Here is a 15,352-nt window from a genome sequence, read left to right as displayed (position 1 = left end):
CTGATGCGATTTGATTGTCAGATAGCTTTGCTTTAAACGAAACATTTATCATATGAGAGGAGATAAAAGAATGCCTAGAGAATTTACCCTAGATAAAACTCGTAACATCGGGATCATGGCTCATATTGATGCTGGTAAAACAACCACAACAGAGCGTATCCTTTATTATACTGGTAAAATTCACAAAATTGGAGAAACTCATGATGGAGCTTCTCAAATGGACTGGATGGAACAAGAGCAAGAACGCGGTATCACAATTACGTCTGCTGCTACAACGGCATCTTGGAAAGGTCACCGCGTTAACATTATCGATACACCTGGTCACGTGGATTTCACTGTTGAAGTTGAACGTTCATTACGTGTATTAGATGGTGCGGTTACCGTTTTAGATGCTCAATCAGGTGTTGAGCCTCAAACTGAAACTGTATGGCGTCAAGCGACAACATATGGTGTTCCCCGGATTGTTTTCATTAACAAAATGGATAAAATTGGGGCAGATTTCTTGTACTCAACTGGAACATTACACGATCGTTTACAAGCTAACGCTCACCCAGTTCAATTGCCGATCGGTGCTGAAGACACTTTCACTGGAATTATCGACTTAATTACAATGAAAGCTGAAATCTACACAAACGACGAAGGAACTGATATTCGCGAGGAAGAAATTCCAGAAGAATACCGTGAGTTAGCTGAAGAATGGCGTGAAAAATTAGTGGAAGCTGTTGCTGAAACTGATGAAATCTTAACTGAAAAATACTTAGAAGGTGAAGAAATCTCTAACGAAGAGTTAAACGCGGCGATTCGTCGTGCGACACTTGCTGTTGAGTTCTACCCAGTATTTTGTGGTTCTGCTTTCAAAAATAAAGGAGTTCAACTAATGCTTGATGGGGTTATTTCATACCTACCATCACCGACAGAAGTTCCTCCGATTACAGGTATCGATCCTGATACTGATGAAGAAGTGGTTCGCGAGTCTTCTGACGATGCGCCATTTTCTGCACTAGCTTTTAAAGTAATGACTGACCCATTTGTAGGTCGTCTAACTTTCTTCCGTGTTTACTCAGGTATTTTACAATCTGGTTCATACGTGAAGAACTCTTCTAAAGGCAAACGCGAACGTGTTGGTCGTATCTTACAGATGCATGCCAACTCTCGTGAAGAAATTTCTGAAGTGTACGCTGGGGATATCGCCGCTGCTGTTGGATTGAAAGATACAACAACTGGAGATACTCTATGTGATGAAAAGAATCAAGTTATTCTTGAGTCTATGGAATTCCCAGAACCCGTTATCGAAGTCGCAATTGAACCAAAATCAAAAGCTGACCAAGATAAAATGGGGACTGCTTTACAAAAATTATCAGAAGAAGATCCAACTTTCCATGCATCAACTAACCCTGAAACAGGTGAAACAATCATCGCTGGTATGGGAGAACTTCACTTAGACGTTCTTGTAGACCGTATGCGTCGTGAGTTTAAAGTTGAAGCCAACGTTGGTGCGCCACAAGTTTCATATCGTGAAACATTCCGTGCGCCAGTTACTGTTGCCGAAGGTAAGTTTGTTCGTCAGTCTGGTGGTAAAGGTCAGTTCGGACACGTTTGGATTGAATTTACACCTAATGAAGAAGGTGGCGGTTTCGCCTTTGAAAATGCAATTGTCGGTGGGGTTGTTCCTCGTGAATATATTCCTGCAGTTGAAGCTGGTTTAAGAGCCTCAATGGACAATGGTGTGCTTGCTGGATACCCATTGGTGGATATCAAAGCAAAACTATTTGACGGATCTTACCATGATGTTGACTCGAATGAGACAGCGTTCCGTGTTGCTGCTTCTATGGCGCTTCGTGCTGCCGCTAAGAAAGCTCAACCTGCTATCTTAGAGCCGATCATGGCAATTGAAGTGATTGTTCCAGAAGATTACTTAGGTGATATCATGGGACACGTAACGGCTCGTCGTGGCCGCGTTGAAGGAATGGAAGCCCGCGGGAACTCTCAAGTAGTTCGTGCGATGGTGCCACTTGCTGAAATGTTTGGTTATGCGACAACATTACGTTCTGCAACTCAAGGTCGTGGTATCTTTACTATGACATTTGATCATTACGAAGATGTGCCAAAATCAATTCAAGAAGAAATCATCAAGAAAAATGGTGGTTCTGCAGACTAGTAGCTTATGCTGTCTTTTCTGCTTGGAATCATGTAAAATGACTGTGAAGATGGTGGCTTGAGTCTCGGCTCAAGTCAACCTCGAAAATAAAAACTAAAAACATTTAGGAGGATTTATTTAAGATGGGTAAAGAAAAATTTGACCGTTCTAAACCACACGTTAACGTGGGTACTATTGGACACGTTGACCATGGTAAAACAACTTTGTCAGCTGCAATTGCAACTGTATTATCTAAAAAAGGTTTTGGTGAAGCTCAAAACTATGCGGATATCGATAACGCTCCAGAAGAAAAAGAACGTGGTATCACAATCTCTACTTCTCATATCGAATATGAAACTGCTAACCGTCACTACGCTCACGTAGATTGCCCAGGTCACGCGGATTACGTTAAAAACATGATCACTGGTGCTGCACAAATGGACGGCGCTATCTTAGTAGTATCTGCTGCTGATGGTCCAATGCCACAAACTCGCGAGCACATCCTTTTGTCTCGTAACGTTGGTGTTCCATACATCGTTGTATTCTTAAACAAAATGGATATGGTTGATGATGAAGAATTATTAGAACTAGTTGAAATGGAAGTTCGCGATCTATTAAGCGACTACGATTTCCCTGGTGATGATACTCCAATCGTTGCTGGTTCAGCTCTTAAAGCCCTTGAAGGCGAAGAAATGTACGAAGAAAAAATCATGGAATTGATGGAAGCTGTGGATACTTATATCCCAACTCCTGAACGTGACCATGACAAACCATTCATGATGCCAGTTGAGGATGTATTCTCTATCACTGGTCGTGGTACTGTTGCGACAGGCCGTGTTGAACGTGGAACAATCAAAGTCGGCGATGAAATCGAAATCGTTGGGATCAAAGAAGACACTAGCAAAACAACTGTTACTGGTGTTGAAATGTTCCGTAAATTATTAGATTACGCTGAAGCTGGCGATAACATTGGTGCGTTACTTCGTGGGGTTGCTCGTGAAGAAATCGAACGTGGTCAAGTATTAGCTGCTCCAGGAACAATCACACCTCATACTAACTTCACAGCTGAAGTTTATGTATTGAGCAAAGAAGAAGGCGGACGTCATACTCCTTTCTTCGGTAACTACCGTCCTCAGTTCTACTTCCGTACAACTGACGTAACTGGTGTTATCAACTTACCAGAAGGTACTGAAATGGTAATGCCTGGTGATAACGTTGCAATCGACGTTGAATTGATCCACCCAATCGCGATCGAAGCGGGAACTCGTTTCTCTATTCGTGAAGGCGGACGTACGGTTGGTTCAGGCGTTGTTTCTGAAATCACTAAATAATTCTAATGAATTAACGAAGCTAGGGGCTTGCTCCTAGCTTTTTTTTGATGAAAAGAGAGAGTAAAGTGAACGGAAGTTAAGAGAAAGAGCGCCCTCGATACTGATTGATGGTTCTGAAATGAATCAAAAATACGGAGGATAATAGAGATATCGTCAGAAAAATGTTGAGTTAAAGAGAATCTTCATGTAAACTGAGATATGGAGCGATAATTTCAGAAAAAGTGAGGGAACATTGTGCGAGGAGTAAATAAATATATTGTTGTTCTTCTGTCGGCAGTTTTTGCATTTGGGGCAATTATAGTAGGGATGAAGTATTCATCTTCAAAAATACCCAAAGATACAACGACTAGTAGCAGTGCTGTAGAGAAAACAACCAATTTATCTGTTAATGATTTATTTTTAGATCAAAACCACGTGTTTTTAGGGGAAGATATCACGGATTCGTATATCGATAAGGTTAAAGAGACGGTGGATCAAGGGAATCAAGAAGAGGTTGCGCTCTTAAACAGTGCCATTCAAAGATGGACAATTCAAAAAGCGTTAAACCAATTGTTTACAGCGCCGGCTTTAATTGGCAGTCGTGTTGTCGAAAGCCCGACATTAGCTGAAGGGGTAACGGAAGCAGATAAACAACAAGTCGTTGCAAGTGTCGATAGTAGTGGCATAACGGATGAGTTTGCGACAACTGTTAAAGAAATATTGGGAGCCACAACGAGTACATCAGGTTCTGGCAATCTTTCAGGGGACAGTGCAGTTGCTCAAGAGCGATTGAGTCACTTAGTGGTCGATGGTGTTGTTATGCCAGACTTTACTTTAGAGAGTTATAATAATGCCCGAGATGCGATTGCGGCATTGCCGATGGGGGAAGAGCGGACAGAATTAGCTGCTCAGTTAAAACTTGTTGAAAATGCAATGGATCAAATGGGTGTTCAATATACACCATTACCTGCTTATTAATAGTTCTTTTTTCTCTAAGCTATCGTGAGAAAAGTTGTTAAGTGGTAATAAAGAAAATTAATTTGAAAAGACTATGAAAAAAGCTTGCTTTCAAGCTTTTTTTTTTGTATACTATTAGAGGTGCTGTCTCTATAAGCGAAATAGTACGAGTGGGGGCTAAGTAGAACCCCTGCGGCTGAGAAACGAGAGGTTGTGACACGCCCCGGAGCGTTGCCATGAGGGCCGTGTTTGATATTTTCGTGGAGCTATGTCTACTTTTTAAAATAGGCGAAGGAGGGAAAAAAATGGCAAAACAAAAAATTCGTATCCGTTTAAAAGCGTACGAACACCGTATTTTAGATCAATCAGCGGAGAAAATCGTTGAAACAGCAAAGAGAACTGGTGCTAGTGTATCTGGTCCAATTCCATTGCCAACAGATCGTTCAGTGTACACGGTTATCCGTGCGACACACAAATACAAAGATTCGCGCGAACAATTCGAAATGCGAACTCACAAACGTCTGATTGACATTGTGAATCCAACACCAAAAACAGTTGACGCTTTAATGAAGCTAGACTTACCAAGTGGTGTCAATATCGAAATCAAGTTATAAAAATTAAGAGGATGGAGGTGTACTCATGACCAAAGGAATCTTAGGTAAAAAAGTAGGAATGACACAGATTTTCACGGAAAACGGTGAGTTAATCCCAGTGACAGTTATCGAAGCTACGCCAAACGTTGTGTTACAAGTTAAGACAATGGAAACGGATGGTTACGAAGCAATTCAATTGGGTTACCAAGACAAGCGTGAGATTTTGGCGAACAAACCTGCGAAAGGTCATGTTGCAAAAGCTAACACGACTCCTAAGCGCTTCATTAAAGAGTTTAAGGATGTTGTGCTAGGAGAATATGAAGTAGGACAAGAAGTTAAGGTGGATACTTTCCAAGCAGGAGACATCATTAACGTTACAGGAATTACGAAGGGTAAAGGTTACCAAGGCGTTATCAAACGTCACGGTCAATCTCGCGGACCGATGTCACATGGTTCTCGTTACCACCGTCGTCCTGGGTCAATGGGTCCAGTAGATCCGAATAGAGTATTTAAAAACAAAAAATTAGCCGGTCAAATGGGTGGCGATCGTGTGACAATTCAAAATCTTGAAGTTGTCCGTGTCGACCTAGAGAAAAATGTTATCTTAATCAAAGGTAATGTACCTGGTTCTAAGAAATCATTAGTTCAAATCAAGTCAGCTAAAGTGACTAAATAATCGTTTAAGAGAGGAGGAACTAAGGAATGCCAACTGTAGCATTATTTAAACAAGATGGTACGAAAAATGGTGAAGTGGAATTAAACGACGCTATTTTCGGTATCGAACCAAATGAAAGTGTGGTCTTTGATGCAATCATCATGCAACGTGCATCATTAAGACAAGGAACACACGCGGTTAAAAACCGTAGCGCTGTTCGCGGCGGTGGCCGTAAACCTTGGCGTCAAAAAGGAACAGGTCGTGCCCGTCAAGGCTCAATCCGTTCACCACAATGGCGTGGCGGTGGCGTAGTCTTCGGACCAACACCACGTTCATACAGCTACAAACTTCCTAAAAAAGTTCGTCGTTTAGCAATCAAATCTGTCTTATCAGAAAAAGTTGCAGAAAATAATTTGGTTGTTGTGGATGCGTTGACTTTCAATGCACCAAAAACTAAAGACTTTAAAGAAGTTTTAAGTAAATTAGATGTATCGACTAAAGTATTAGTCGTGTTAGAAAATGGAAATGATTTTGCAGCTTTATCAGCTCGCAACTTGCCAAATGTCTCTGTGATTTCAGCAGACAATGTCAGTGTGCTTGATGTTGTAAATAACACGAAAATGTTAATTACACAAGCTGCTCTTACTCAAGTAGAGGAGGTGTTTGCATAATGAGTTTACTAGACATCATCAAACGCCCAGTAATTACAGAAGCGTCAATGTTGGCGATGGACGAGAAAAAATACACGTTCGACGTACAACTTGGTGCTAACAAAACTTTGGTGAAACAAGCTGTTGAAGCGGCTTTTGACGGCGTTAAAGTCAAAAACGTCAACATCATGAACGTTAAACCAAAACTTAAGCGCATGGGTAAATATGCCGGATATACAAGAAAACGTCGTAAAGCTATCGTGACGTTAACACAAGATTCTAAAGAAATCCAATTGTTTGACGCTGAGTAATTCAAACGGCAAACATTACTATTTAAGTAGGAGGGAACACAGACGTGGCAATTAAAAAGTATAAACCAACCACGAACGGACGTCGTAATATGACAGGTTCTGATTTCGCTGAAATCACAACTTCTACACCGGAAAAAACGTTGCTAGAGCCATCTAAAAATAATGCTGGACGTAACAATAACGGTCGTATCACGGTTCGTCATCAAGGTGGCGGTCATAAACGTCAATACCGCGTAATTGACTTTAAACGTAACAAAGATAATATCGAAGCTGTCGTGAAAACAATTGAGTATGATCCAAACAGATCTGCAAACATTGCGTTATTACACTACACTGATGGTATTAAAACATACATCCTAGCTCCTAAAGGACTAGAAGTTGGCATGAGACTTGTCTCTGGCGAAGAAGTGGATATTAAAACTGGTAATGCGTTACCATTAGCAAATATTCCAGTCGGTACATTCATCCACAACATCGAAATGAAACCTGGTAAAGGTGGCCAATTAATCCGTTCTGCTGGAACAAAAGCACAAGTGCTTGGTAAAGAAGGCAAATACGTATTGGTTCGCTTAAACTCAGGCGAAGTTCGCATGATTCTTGCTACTTGCCGTGCTACAATCGGTTTAGTTGGTAATGAACAACATGAATTAATCAACATCGGTAAAGCAGGACGTAGCCGTTGGATGCGTAAACGCCCAACTGTACGTGGTTCTGTAATGAACCCGAACGATCACCCACACGGTGGTGGTGAAGGTAAAGCGCCAATCGGTAAACCATCTCCAGTTACACCTTGGGGTAAACCGACTCTTGGCTACAAAACGCGTAGTAAAAAAGCTAAGTCAGATAAATTTATTGTACGTCGTCGTAAGACTAAATAATAGTATTTCAAGGTTGCTTGAAATACTTCAGAACAATAAAGCACTCATGGCCACATAGCCATACAATTTGAGAGGAGGTTCACCATGGGTCGTAGTTTGAAGAAAGGACCTTTTGTTGATGACCATCTATTTAAAAAAGTAGAGGCTCAAAAGGATCTTGAAAAGAAAAAAGTAATTAAAACTTGGTCTCGTCGCTCAACAATTTTCCCTACATTCGTAGGATACACAATTGCAGTTTATGACGGACGTAAACACGTACCTGTCTATATTCAAGAAGACATGGTAGGACACAAATTAGGTGAATTTGCACCAACTAGAACATATCGTGGACACACTGCCGACGATAAAAAAACAAAACGCTAATTATTGAGGGGAGGAATTGCAAATGTCAGAACAAATTACTTCAGCAAGAGCAACTGCAAAAACAGTTCGTACTTCACCTCGTAAAACGCGTCTAGTTATTGATTTAGTTAGAGGGAAAAGCGTAGCGGAAGCTATTTCGATTTTGAAATTTACGCCAAACAAGGCGGCTGGAATCATCGAGAAAGTCTTGATGTCAGCTGTTGCCAATGCAGAAAACAACTATGATCTAGATGTTGAAAACTTGGTCGTATCTGAAGCATTTGTTAACGAAGGACCGACGATGAAACGTTTCCGTCCTCGTGCGAAAGGTTCAGCATCACCAATCAACAAACGAACAAGTCATATTACAGTAGTAGTGACAGAGAAGTAAGAAGGAGGGACAATCAGTGGGTCAAAAAATACATCCAATTGGGTTACGTGTAGGCATTATCCGCGACTGGGAAGCTAAATGGTATGCTGAAAAAGAGTATGCTGAATACTTACACGAAGATTTAAAAATTCGTAAGTTCATCTCTTCAAGACTTGCCGATGCTGCTGTGTCAACAGTTGAGATCGAACGCGCTGCAAAACGCGTGAACGTTTCACTTCACACAGCTAAACCAGGAATGGTTATTGGTAAAGGCGGATCTGAAGTTGAGAATTTAAGAAAATCATTAGTAAAATTAACTGGTAAAAAACCAAATGAAATTCACATCAACATCGTGGAAATCAAAAAGCCAGATTTAGATGCTAAATTAGTGGCAGAAGGCATTGCACGCCAACTTGAAAGTCGTGTAGCGTTCCGTCGTGCTCAAAAACAAGCAATTCAACGTACAATGAGATCAGGCGCTCAAGGAATTAAAACGCAAGTCTCTGGTCGTTTGAACGGAGCGGATATTGCTCGTTCTGAAGGTTATTCAGAAGGAACTGTTCCACTTCATACATTGCGTGCCGATATCGACTACGCATGGGAAGAAGCAGATACAACATACGGAAAACTAGGAGTTAAAGTGTGGATCTATCGCGGAGAAATTCTTCCAGGTAAAAAAAACACTGAGAAAGGAGGGAAATAATCATGTTAGTACCTAAACGTGTAAAATACCGTCGTGAGTTTAGAGGTAAAATGCGTGGTGAAGCTAAAGGTGGTAAAGAAGTATCTTTTGGTGAATATGGCTTGCAAGCTGTTGAATCAAAATGGATCACTAACCGCCAGATCGAAGCTGCTCGTATCGCAATGACTCGTTACATGAAACGTGGCGGTAAAGTTTGGATTAAAATTTTCCCTCATAAATCTTATACATCAAAAGCCATCGGCGTTCGTATGGGTAAAGGTAAAGGCGCTCCTGAAGGATGGGTTGCACCAGTAAAACGTGGTAAGATCATGTTTGAAATCGCAGGCGTCTCTGAAGAAGTAGCTCGTGAAGCATTAAGACTAGCTTCTCACAAATTACCTGTTAAAACAAAGATTGTAAAACGTGAGGAAATGGGTGGTGAATCGAATGAAGGTTAAAGACATCAAAGCGTTAACCACTGCTGAACTTATTGAAAAAGAGAAGGAATACAAAGAAGAATTATTCAACTTACGATTCCAACTTGCTACAGGACAATTAGAAAACACTGCGCGCATTCCAGAAGTGCGTAAATCGATTGCACGCATTAAAACAGTGTTGCGTGAACAAACAAAGTAACATTGGAAGGAGGCCATTAAGCGAATGACTCAAGAATTAGAAAGAAATCAACGTAAAGTTTACCAAGGACGCGTTGTTTCAGACAAGATGGAAAAAACTATCGTTGTTGTTGTAGAAACTCGTAACGCTCATAAGAAATACGGTAAACGTGTAAAGTATTCTAAAAAATACTACGCGCATGATGAAAACAATGTTGCCAAAATTGGAGACATCGTTAAAATTATGGAAACTCGTCCATTATCCGCTACAAAACGTTTCCGTTTATTAGAGGTCGTTGAAGAAGCAGTAATTATCTAAGCGAGATTTTCCTATATAGATTGAAGCTTAAAATCTGAAAGGAGGATACTATAGTGATCCAAACAGAGAGTCGTTTAAGAGTAGCTGATAACTCAGGTGCGCGTGAAGTACTAACTATCAAAGTGTTAGGCGGATCAGGACGTAAGACAGCCAATATTGGTGATGTTATCGTATGTACGGTTAAACAAGCAACGCCAGGTGGAGTTGTTAAAAAAGGTGAAATCGTCAAAGCAGTAATCGTTAGAACAAAAACAGGAGCTCGTCGTGCAGACGGTTCTTACATTAAATTTGATGAAAATGCATGTGTGATTATCCGTGACGACAAGAGTCCTCGTGGAACACGTATTTTCGGACCAGTCGCTCGTGAATTACGTGATAGCAATTTCATGAAAATTATTTCACTAGCACCAGAAGTTTTATAATCAATTCTTGTCAAAAGGAGGTGCGAAACAATATGTTTGTTAAAAAAGGCGATAAAGTTAAAATTATCACTGGAAAAGACAAAAACAAAGAAGGCGTAGTTTTAACTGCGTTCCCAAAAGCTGATCGTGTCATCGTTGAAGGTGCTAACATGATCAAAAAGCATCAAAAACCTAGTGCTGGCGCTCCCCAAGGAGGCATCGTCGAAACAGAAGCATCTATTCATGTCTCTAACGTGATGGTCATTGACCCATCAAACGGAGAACCAACAAGAGTAGGTTATAAAGAAGTTGACGGTAAAAAAGTGCGTGTTTCTAAAAAAACAGGTGAAGTATTAGATAAGTAGTAAAGAACGAAAGGAGGGACCGACAGAATGAACCGCCTGAAAGAAAAATATACAAAAGAAATCACTCCATCATTAATGGAGAAATTCAATTACACATCAATCATGCAAACACCAAAAGTTGATAAGATCGTTATTAACATGGGTGTCGGTGAAGCAACAACTAATGCTAAAAACTTAGACAAAGCCGTTGAGGAATTAACGTTGATCTCAGGTCAAAAACCGATCATCACAAAAGCTAGAAAATCTATCGCTGGTTTCCGTCTACGTGAAGGTATGCCAATTGGCTGTAAAGTGACTTTACGTGGCGAAAGAATGTACGAATTCTTAGACAAACTAGTATCAGTTTCTCTACCTCGAGTACGTGATTTCCACGGTGTCAGCAACAAATCATTCGATGGTCGTGGTAACTTTACTTTAGGGGTTAAAGAACAATTGATCTTCCCAGAAGTAGACTACGATTTAGTTGATAAAGTACGTGGTATGGATATCGTCATCGTTACAACTGCTAACACCGACGAAGAATCCCGTGAATTATTAACACAACTTGGAATGCCATTCCAAAAATAATAAAAGGAGGCGAACTACTTGGCTAAAAAATCAATGATTGCTAAAAACAAACGTCCTGCTAAATTCTCAACTCAAGAGTACACGCGTTGTGAACGTTGTGGTCGTCCACATTCAGTTTATCGTAAATTTAAACTTTGCCGTATTTGCTTCCGCGAACTTGCCTATAAAGGACAAATTCCCGGCGTGAAGAAAGCTAGCTGGTAACAAAAAACCCGCATAAAGGAGGTAAATAGTTCAATGGTCATGACAGATCCAATCGCAGACTTCCTAACTCGCGTACGTAACGCGAACATGGTTAAACATGATATGTTAGAAGTACCTGCTTCAAAAATTAAACATGATATCGCTGAAATCTTGAAACGTGAAGGTTTCATTCGTGATGTTGAATATATTGAAGATGACAAACAAGGCATCATTCGTGTGTTCTTGAAATATGGTCGTAATGAAGAGCGTGTAATCACGAACTTAAAACGTATTTCTAAACCAGGCCTACGTGCTTACGTTAAAGCTGATGACGTTCCTAAAGTCTTAAACGGACTAGGAATTGCTATCATCTCAACTTCTGAAGGTGTAATCACTGATAAAGAAGCAAGAGAACGTAACATCGGTGGCGAAGTTATCGCATACGTGTGGTAATCGAAACTAACTAGAAGGAGGTGTCTTGAGTGAGCCGTATTGGTAATAAAGTAGTCGTAATTCCTGAAGGTGTGACTGTCACACAAAATGGAAACGACGTAACAGTTAAAGGACCTAAAGGTGAATTAACTCGTACTTTCGTTGACGTTATTACAATGAACATCGAAGGTAATGAAGTGACATTTACCCGTCCAAATGACAATAAAGAAAATCGCGCACTGCATGGAACGATGCGTGCCAACTTTAATAACATGGTTATTGGTGTAAGCGAAGGATTTGAAAAAGTTCTTGAGCTTATCGGGGTTGGGTACCGTGCACAATTACAAGGATCAAAACTTGTACTTGCTGTTGGGTATTCTCATCCAGTCGAGTTTGAAGCGCCAGCTGGCGTAACAATCGAAGTACCAGCTAACACAAAAGTTATCGTTAAGGGAGCTAACAAAGAACACGTTGGCGAATTAGCGGCTAACATCCGCGGAGTACGTCCTCCAGAGCCATATAAAGGCAAAGGGATTCGCTATGAAGGCGAACACGTACGTCGTAAAGAAGGTAAAACTGGTAAATAATAAGCTCAGAATAGAAGTTGAAAGATTGTTCACCAATCTTTCACGTCTTATTCATGAACTTAGATTTATCAAGAAGCTATGTGATGTAGCTTAAAGACTGCTTAGCAGTCAAACAAATATAAAAGAGGTGACAATTGTGATTTCAAAACCAGATAAAAACAAAACACGCCAGAAGAGACACGGCCGTGTACGCGCAAAAATCTCTGGTACTGCTGAGTGCCCACGCTTGAACGTGTTTCGTTCTAACAAAAACATCTACGCTCAATTAATTGACGACGTAGCGGGTGTGACGCTAGCAAGTGCCTCTACCTTAGATAAAGAAATTTCAGGTGGAACAAAAACCGAAACAGCAGTTGCCGTTGGCGCATTAATTGCGAAACGCGGAACTGATAAAGGTATCAAAGAAGTAGTTTTTGACCGTGGTGGCTATCTTTACCATGGCCGTGTTGCCGCACTAGCTGGCGCAGCACGCGAAAACGGACTAGAATTTTAGGAGAAGGAGGAACACCATTCATGGTTTATATTGATCCAAAAGGTTTGGAATTAGAAGACCGCGTTGTTGCGATTAACCGTGTTACAAAAGTTGTAAAAGGTGGACGTCGTCTACGTTTTGCTGCGATTGTTGTGGTTGGCGATAGAAATGGTCACGTTGGATTTGGAACTGGTAAAGCACAAGAAGTGCCAGAAGCAATCCGCAAAGCAATTGAAGATGCTAAGAAAAACTTAATCGAAGTGCCGATGGTTGGTTCGACAATCCCTCACGAAGTATTGGGTGTCTACAGTGGTGGACGTACTCTTATGAAACCTGCATTAGCCGGTTCTGGAGTAGCCGCTGGTGGTCCAGTTCGTGCCGTATTGGAATTAGCTGGTGTCGCTGATATTACAAGTAAATCTTTGGGTTCTAATACACCGATCAACGTGATTCGTGCAACTGTTGAAGGCTTATCTCGCCTAAAACGTGTTGAAGAAGTAGCAGAATTACGCGGAAAAACTGTAGAAGAAATCACAGGATAAGGAGGACAAACATATGGCTGAATTAAAAGTAACATTAAGAAAAAGTCTTATCGGACGTCCTCAAAACCAAAAAGATACAGTGAAAGCTTTAGGCTTAGGTAAGATCAACAGTTCTGTTGTGAAAACTGAAAATGTTGCCATCAAAGGCATGATTAACACTGTCTCACATTTAGTGGACGTTGAAGAAGTTTAGTTTTAAAAACGAAACAGAATTACTAAAAGAGGAGGTGCCAAGTAAATGAAACTTCATGAGTTACAACCTTCAGAAGGTTCAAGACACGTACGCAATCGCGTTGGTCGCGGAACTTCATCTGGTAATGGTAAAACAGCTGGCCGTGGCCAAAAAGGACAAAAATCTCGTTCAGGTGGTGGCGTACGCCTAGGCTTTGAGGGTGGACAAACTCCACTATTCATGCGCTTACCAAAACGCGGATTTACAAATATCAACCGCAAGGAATACGCTGTCGTAAACCTTGATGTTCTTAATAAATTTGAGGACGGAACAGAAGTAACACCAGCCTTGCTTGTTGAATCTGGAATTATTAAAGATGAAAAAGCGGGAATCAAAGTGTTAGCCAACGGTGAATTAACGAAAAAATTATCAGTAAAAGCTGCTAAATTTTCTAAATCAGCCCAAACAGCTATCGAAAATGCTGGTGGTTCAATCGAGGTGATCTAATGTTTAAACTTTTAAAAGATGGATTTAAGGTTAAGGATATTCGTAATAAAATATTCTTTACATTATTTATCTTGCTAGCTTTTCGCGTTGGAGCGCATATCACGGTTCCCGGCGTTGATGCTAGAGCATTAGCTCAACTAAGCGATAATCCATTGTTTAACATGTTGAACACAGTTAGTGGTAGTGCCATGGAAAACTTCTCATTGTTCGCAATGGGCGTGTCCCCTTACATTACCTCATCTATCGTGATTCAATTGTTGCAAATGGATATTGTGCCAAAATTTGTTGAATGGTCGAAACAAGGTGAAGTTGGCCGTCGTAAACTCAATCAAGCTACGCGTTATCTGACACTGGTCTTAGGATTTGTGCAGTCAATGGCGATTACAGCTGGGTTTAACCGTTTTGCAGGATCAGGTTTTGATTTTGTTAAAAAGGCTGACGCGACAACCTTTATCACAATCGGCATCATTTTAACAGCTGGTACAATGTTCGTGACGTGGATGGGAGAGCAAATCAGTGAAAAAGGAATTGGTAATGGGGTATCAATGATTATCTTTGCAGGGATTATTTCTCGTTTACCGTCAGGTATTAAAGAAATCATTGAAGATCGATTTATCAATATCGATTCGAGTGAGATTTGGAAATCTGTTGTGTTTATGGTCGTATTAATTGTGGCAATTTTAGTGATTGTGACCTTTATTACCTACTTCAACCAAGCAGAAAGAAAAATTACGATTCAGTACACAAAGCGAGTTGCCGGAGCGCCACAAAGTAGTTATTTACCGTTAAAAGTAAATGCTGCTGGGGTTATTCCTGTTATCTTTGCTAGTTCGTTGATTTCAACACCGAATGCCTTTATGCAAATGTTTGCGACAACCAAAGCAGATGCAACATGGTTTAAAGTACTATCTCAGCTTTTTGATTATTCCACTCTTCCGGGAGGAATATTCTATACGGTCTTAATCGTCGCCTTTACATTCTTTTATGCGTTTGTCCAAGTTAATCCTGAAAAAGTGGCGGAAAACTTACAAAAGCAAGGAAGTTATATCCCAAGTGTTCGTCCGGGTAAAGGAACAGAAGATTACATCTCTGCTCTCTTATTACGTTTGAGCGTAGCCGGATCAATTTTCTTAGCTTTAGTTGCAATTTTGCCAATCATCGCACAAAATCTTTGGAACCTGCCTTCATCAATCGGTTTAGGTGGAACCAGCTTGTTGATTGCGATCGGGGTTGCTTTAGAAACCACAAAACAATTAGAAGGTCTGATGATGAAACGTCAGTATACAGGCTTTATCGTTAAGTAAGA

Annotated in this window: 25 protein-coding genes; all 25 read left to right on the top strand. The window is 40.6% G+C overall.

Going from position 1 to position 15,352, the window contains the following annotated elements; all coding sequences use genetic code 11:
- The first annotated feature begins 70 nt into the window (after nucleotides 1-70).
- The 25 genes from fusA to secY all read left to right on the top strand — a co-directional run bounded on the left by fusA (nucleotide 71) and on the right by secY (nucleotide 15,350).
- Nucleotides 71-2,158 (top strand): elongation factor G, encoded by a 2,088-nt coding sequence (gene fusA, locus I6N95_RS09770; protein WP_209527094.1) that lies wholly within the window; start codon nucleotides 71-73, stop codon nucleotides 2,156-2,158.
- 122 nt (nucleotides 2,159-2,280) lie between these two features.
- The gene (tuf, locus tag I6N95_RS09765) at nucleotides 2,281-3,468 is read left to right on the top strand and encodes an elongation factor Tu (RefSeq protein WP_209527092.1); all 1,188 of its coding nucleotides are present in this window, start codon (nucleotides 2,281-2,283) and stop codon (nucleotides 3,466-3,468) included.
- 234 nt (nucleotides 3,469-3,702) lie between these two features.
- Complete coding sequence (locus I6N95_RS09760) at nucleotides 3,703-4,425, top strand: hypothetical protein (RefSeq protein WP_209527090.1); 723 nt, start codon at nucleotides 3,703-3,705, stop codon at nucleotides 4,423-4,425.
- A 284-nt stretch (nucleotides 4,426-4,709) separates the two neighbouring features.
- Nucleotides 4,710-5,018, top strand: coding sequence for a 30S ribosomal protein S10 (rpsJ, locus tag I6N95_RS09755; protein WP_126779032.1), 309 nt, complete (start codon nucleotides 4,710-4,712; stop codon nucleotides 5,016-5,018).
- A gap of 25 nt (nucleotides 5,019-5,043) precedes the next feature.
- The gene (rplC, locus tag I6N95_RS09750) at nucleotides 5,044-5,673 is read left to right on the top strand and encodes a 50S ribosomal protein L3 (RefSeq protein WP_209527089.1); all 630 of its coding nucleotides are present in this window, start codon (nucleotides 5,044-5,046) and stop codon (nucleotides 5,671-5,673) included.
- Nucleotides 5,674-5,699: 26 nt separating this feature from the next.
- Nucleotides 5,700-6,323, top strand: a complete 624-nt coding sequence (gene rplD / locus I6N95_RS09745; RefSeq protein WP_209527087.1) for a 50S ribosomal protein L4 — start codon at nucleotides 5,700-5,702, stop codon at nucleotides 6,321-6,323.
- On the top strand, nucleotides 6,323-6,613 hold the full coding sequence (gene rplW / locus I6N95_RS09740; RefSeq protein ID WP_209527085.1) for a 50S ribosomal protein L23: 291 nt from the start codon (nucleotides 6,323-6,325) through the stop codon (nucleotides 6,611-6,613). Before rplD ends, rplW begins: the two co-directional genes overlap by 1 nt.
- A gap of 44 nt (nucleotides 6,614-6,657) precedes the next feature.
- Nucleotides 6,658-7,491 carry a 50S ribosomal protein L2 gene (gene rplB / locus I6N95_RS09735; RefSeq protein WP_209527084.1) on the top strand — a complete coding sequence of 278 codons (834 nt, stop codon included), beginning with the start codon at nucleotides 6,658-6,660 and terminating at the stop codon, nucleotides 7,489-7,491.
- A gap of 84 nt (nucleotides 7,492-7,575) precedes the next feature.
- Nucleotides 7,576-7,854 carry a 30S ribosomal protein S19 gene (gene rpsS, locus I6N95_RS09730; protein ID WP_126779042.1) on the top strand — a complete coding sequence of 93 codons (279 nt, stop codon included), beginning with the start codon at nucleotides 7,576-7,578 and terminating at the stop codon, nucleotides 7,852-7,854.
- 22 nt (nucleotides 7,855-7,876) lie between these two features.
- Complete coding sequence (rplV, locus tag I6N95_RS09725) at nucleotides 7,877-8,224, top strand: 50S ribosomal protein L22 (RefSeq protein WP_209527082.1); 348 nt, start codon at nucleotides 7,877-7,879, stop codon at nucleotides 8,222-8,224.
- A gap of 16 nt (nucleotides 8,225-8,240) precedes the next feature.
- The gene (rpsC, locus tag I6N95_RS09720) at nucleotides 8,241-8,906 is read left to right on the top strand and encodes a 30S ribosomal protein S3 (protein ID WP_209527080.1); all 666 of its coding nucleotides are present in this window, start codon (nucleotides 8,241-8,243) and stop codon (nucleotides 8,904-8,906) included.
- A 2-nt stretch (nucleotides 8,907-8,908) separates the two neighbouring features.
- Nucleotides 8,909-9,343: a 50S ribosomal protein L16 gene (gene rplP / locus I6N95_RS09715; protein WP_209527078.1), complete on the top strand. Its 435-nt coding sequence runs from the start codon at nucleotides 8,909-8,911 to the stop codon at nucleotides 9,341-9,343.
- Nucleotides 9,333-9,521, top strand: a complete 189-nt coding sequence (gene rpmC, locus I6N95_RS09710; protein WP_209527076.1) for a 50S ribosomal protein L29 — start codon at nucleotides 9,333-9,335, stop codon at nucleotides 9,519-9,521. Before rplP ends, rpmC begins: the two co-directional genes overlap by 11 nt.
- Nucleotides 9,522-9,545: 24 nt before the next feature.
- Nucleotides 9,546-9,818: a 30S ribosomal protein S17 gene (gene rpsQ, locus I6N95_RS09705; RefSeq protein WP_209527074.1), complete on the top strand. Its 273-nt coding sequence runs from the start codon at nucleotides 9,546-9,548 to the stop codon at nucleotides 9,816-9,818.
- A 53-nt stretch (nucleotides 9,819-9,871) separates the two neighbouring features.
- Nucleotides 9,872-10,240 (top strand): 50S ribosomal protein L14, encoded by a 369-nt coding sequence (rplN, locus tag I6N95_RS09700; protein WP_209527072.1) that lies wholly within the window; start codon nucleotides 9,872-9,874, stop codon nucleotides 10,238-10,240.
- A 32-nt stretch (nucleotides 10,241-10,272) separates the two neighbouring features.
- On the top strand, nucleotides 10,273-10,584 hold the full coding sequence (gene rplX, locus I6N95_RS09695) for a 50S ribosomal protein L24 (RefSeq protein ID WP_209527070.1): 312 nt from the start codon (nucleotides 10,273-10,275) through the stop codon (nucleotides 10,582-10,584).
- Nucleotides 10,585-10,611: 27 nt separating this feature from the next.
- On the top strand, nucleotides 10,612-11,151 hold the full coding sequence (gene rplE / locus I6N95_RS09690; protein ID WP_209527068.1) for a 50S ribosomal protein L5: 540 nt from the start codon (nucleotides 10,612-10,614) through the stop codon (nucleotides 11,149-11,151).
- An 18-nt stretch (nucleotides 11,152-11,169) separates the two neighbouring features.
- Complete coding sequence (locus I6N95_RS09685; RefSeq protein WP_016184192.1) at nucleotides 11,170-11,355, top strand: type Z 30S ribosomal protein S14; 186 nt, start codon at nucleotides 11,170-11,172, stop codon at nucleotides 11,353-11,355.
- Nucleotides 11,356-11,388: 33 nt separating this feature from the next.
- Entirely contained in the window at nucleotides 11,389-11,787 is a 399-nt protein-coding gene (gene rpsH, locus I6N95_RS09680) for a 30S ribosomal protein S8 (protein ID WP_209527066.1), read from the top strand.
- A 29-nt stretch (nucleotides 11,788-11,816) separates the two neighbouring features.
- Nucleotides 11,817-12,353, top strand: coding sequence for a 50S ribosomal protein L6 (rplF, locus tag I6N95_RS09675; RefSeq protein ID WP_209527064.1), 537 nt, complete (start codon nucleotides 11,817-11,819; stop codon nucleotides 12,351-12,353).
- Nucleotides 12,354-12,489: 136 nt separating this feature from the next.
- Entirely contained in the window at nucleotides 12,490-12,846 is a 357-nt protein-coding gene (gene rplR / locus I6N95_RS09670) for a 50S ribosomal protein L18 (RefSeq protein ID WP_209527062.1), read from the top strand.
- 20 nt (nucleotides 12,847-12,866) lie between these two features.
- Complete coding sequence (gene rpsE, locus I6N95_RS09665; RefSeq protein ID WP_209527060.1) at nucleotides 12,867-13,367, top strand: 30S ribosomal protein S5; 501 nt, start codon at nucleotides 12,867-12,869, stop codon at nucleotides 13,365-13,367.
- Between the two features lie 13 nt (nucleotides 13,368-13,380).
- Nucleotides 13,381-13,560 (top strand): 50S ribosomal protein L30, encoded by a 180-nt coding sequence (gene rpmD / locus I6N95_RS09660; protein ID WP_209527057.1) that lies wholly within the window; start codon nucleotides 13,381-13,383, stop codon nucleotides 13,558-13,560.
- 45 nt (nucleotides 13,561-13,605) lie between these two features.
- Nucleotides 13,606-14,046: a 50S ribosomal protein L15 gene (rplO, locus tag I6N95_RS09655; protein ID WP_209527055.1), complete on the top strand. Its 441-nt coding sequence runs from the start codon at nucleotides 13,606-13,608 to the stop codon at nucleotides 14,044-14,046.
- Nucleotides 14,046-15,350 carry a preprotein translocase subunit SecY gene (gene secY, locus I6N95_RS09650; RefSeq protein WP_209527053.1) on the top strand — a complete coding sequence of 435 codons (1,305 nt, stop codon included), beginning with the start codon at nucleotides 14,046-14,048 and terminating at the stop codon, nucleotides 15,348-15,350. Before rplO ends, secY begins: the two co-directional genes overlap by 1 nt.
- The last annotated feature ends 2 nt before the right edge of the window (nucleotides 15,351-15,352 follow it).

The organism is Vagococcus allomyrinae (genome assembly GCF_017829975.1).
Classification (GTDB): Bacteria; Bacillota; Bacilli; order Lactobacillales; family Vagococcaceae; genus Vagococcus_D; species Vagococcus_D allomyrinae.
This window is presented reverse-complemented; position numbering and strand designations above follow the sequence as displayed.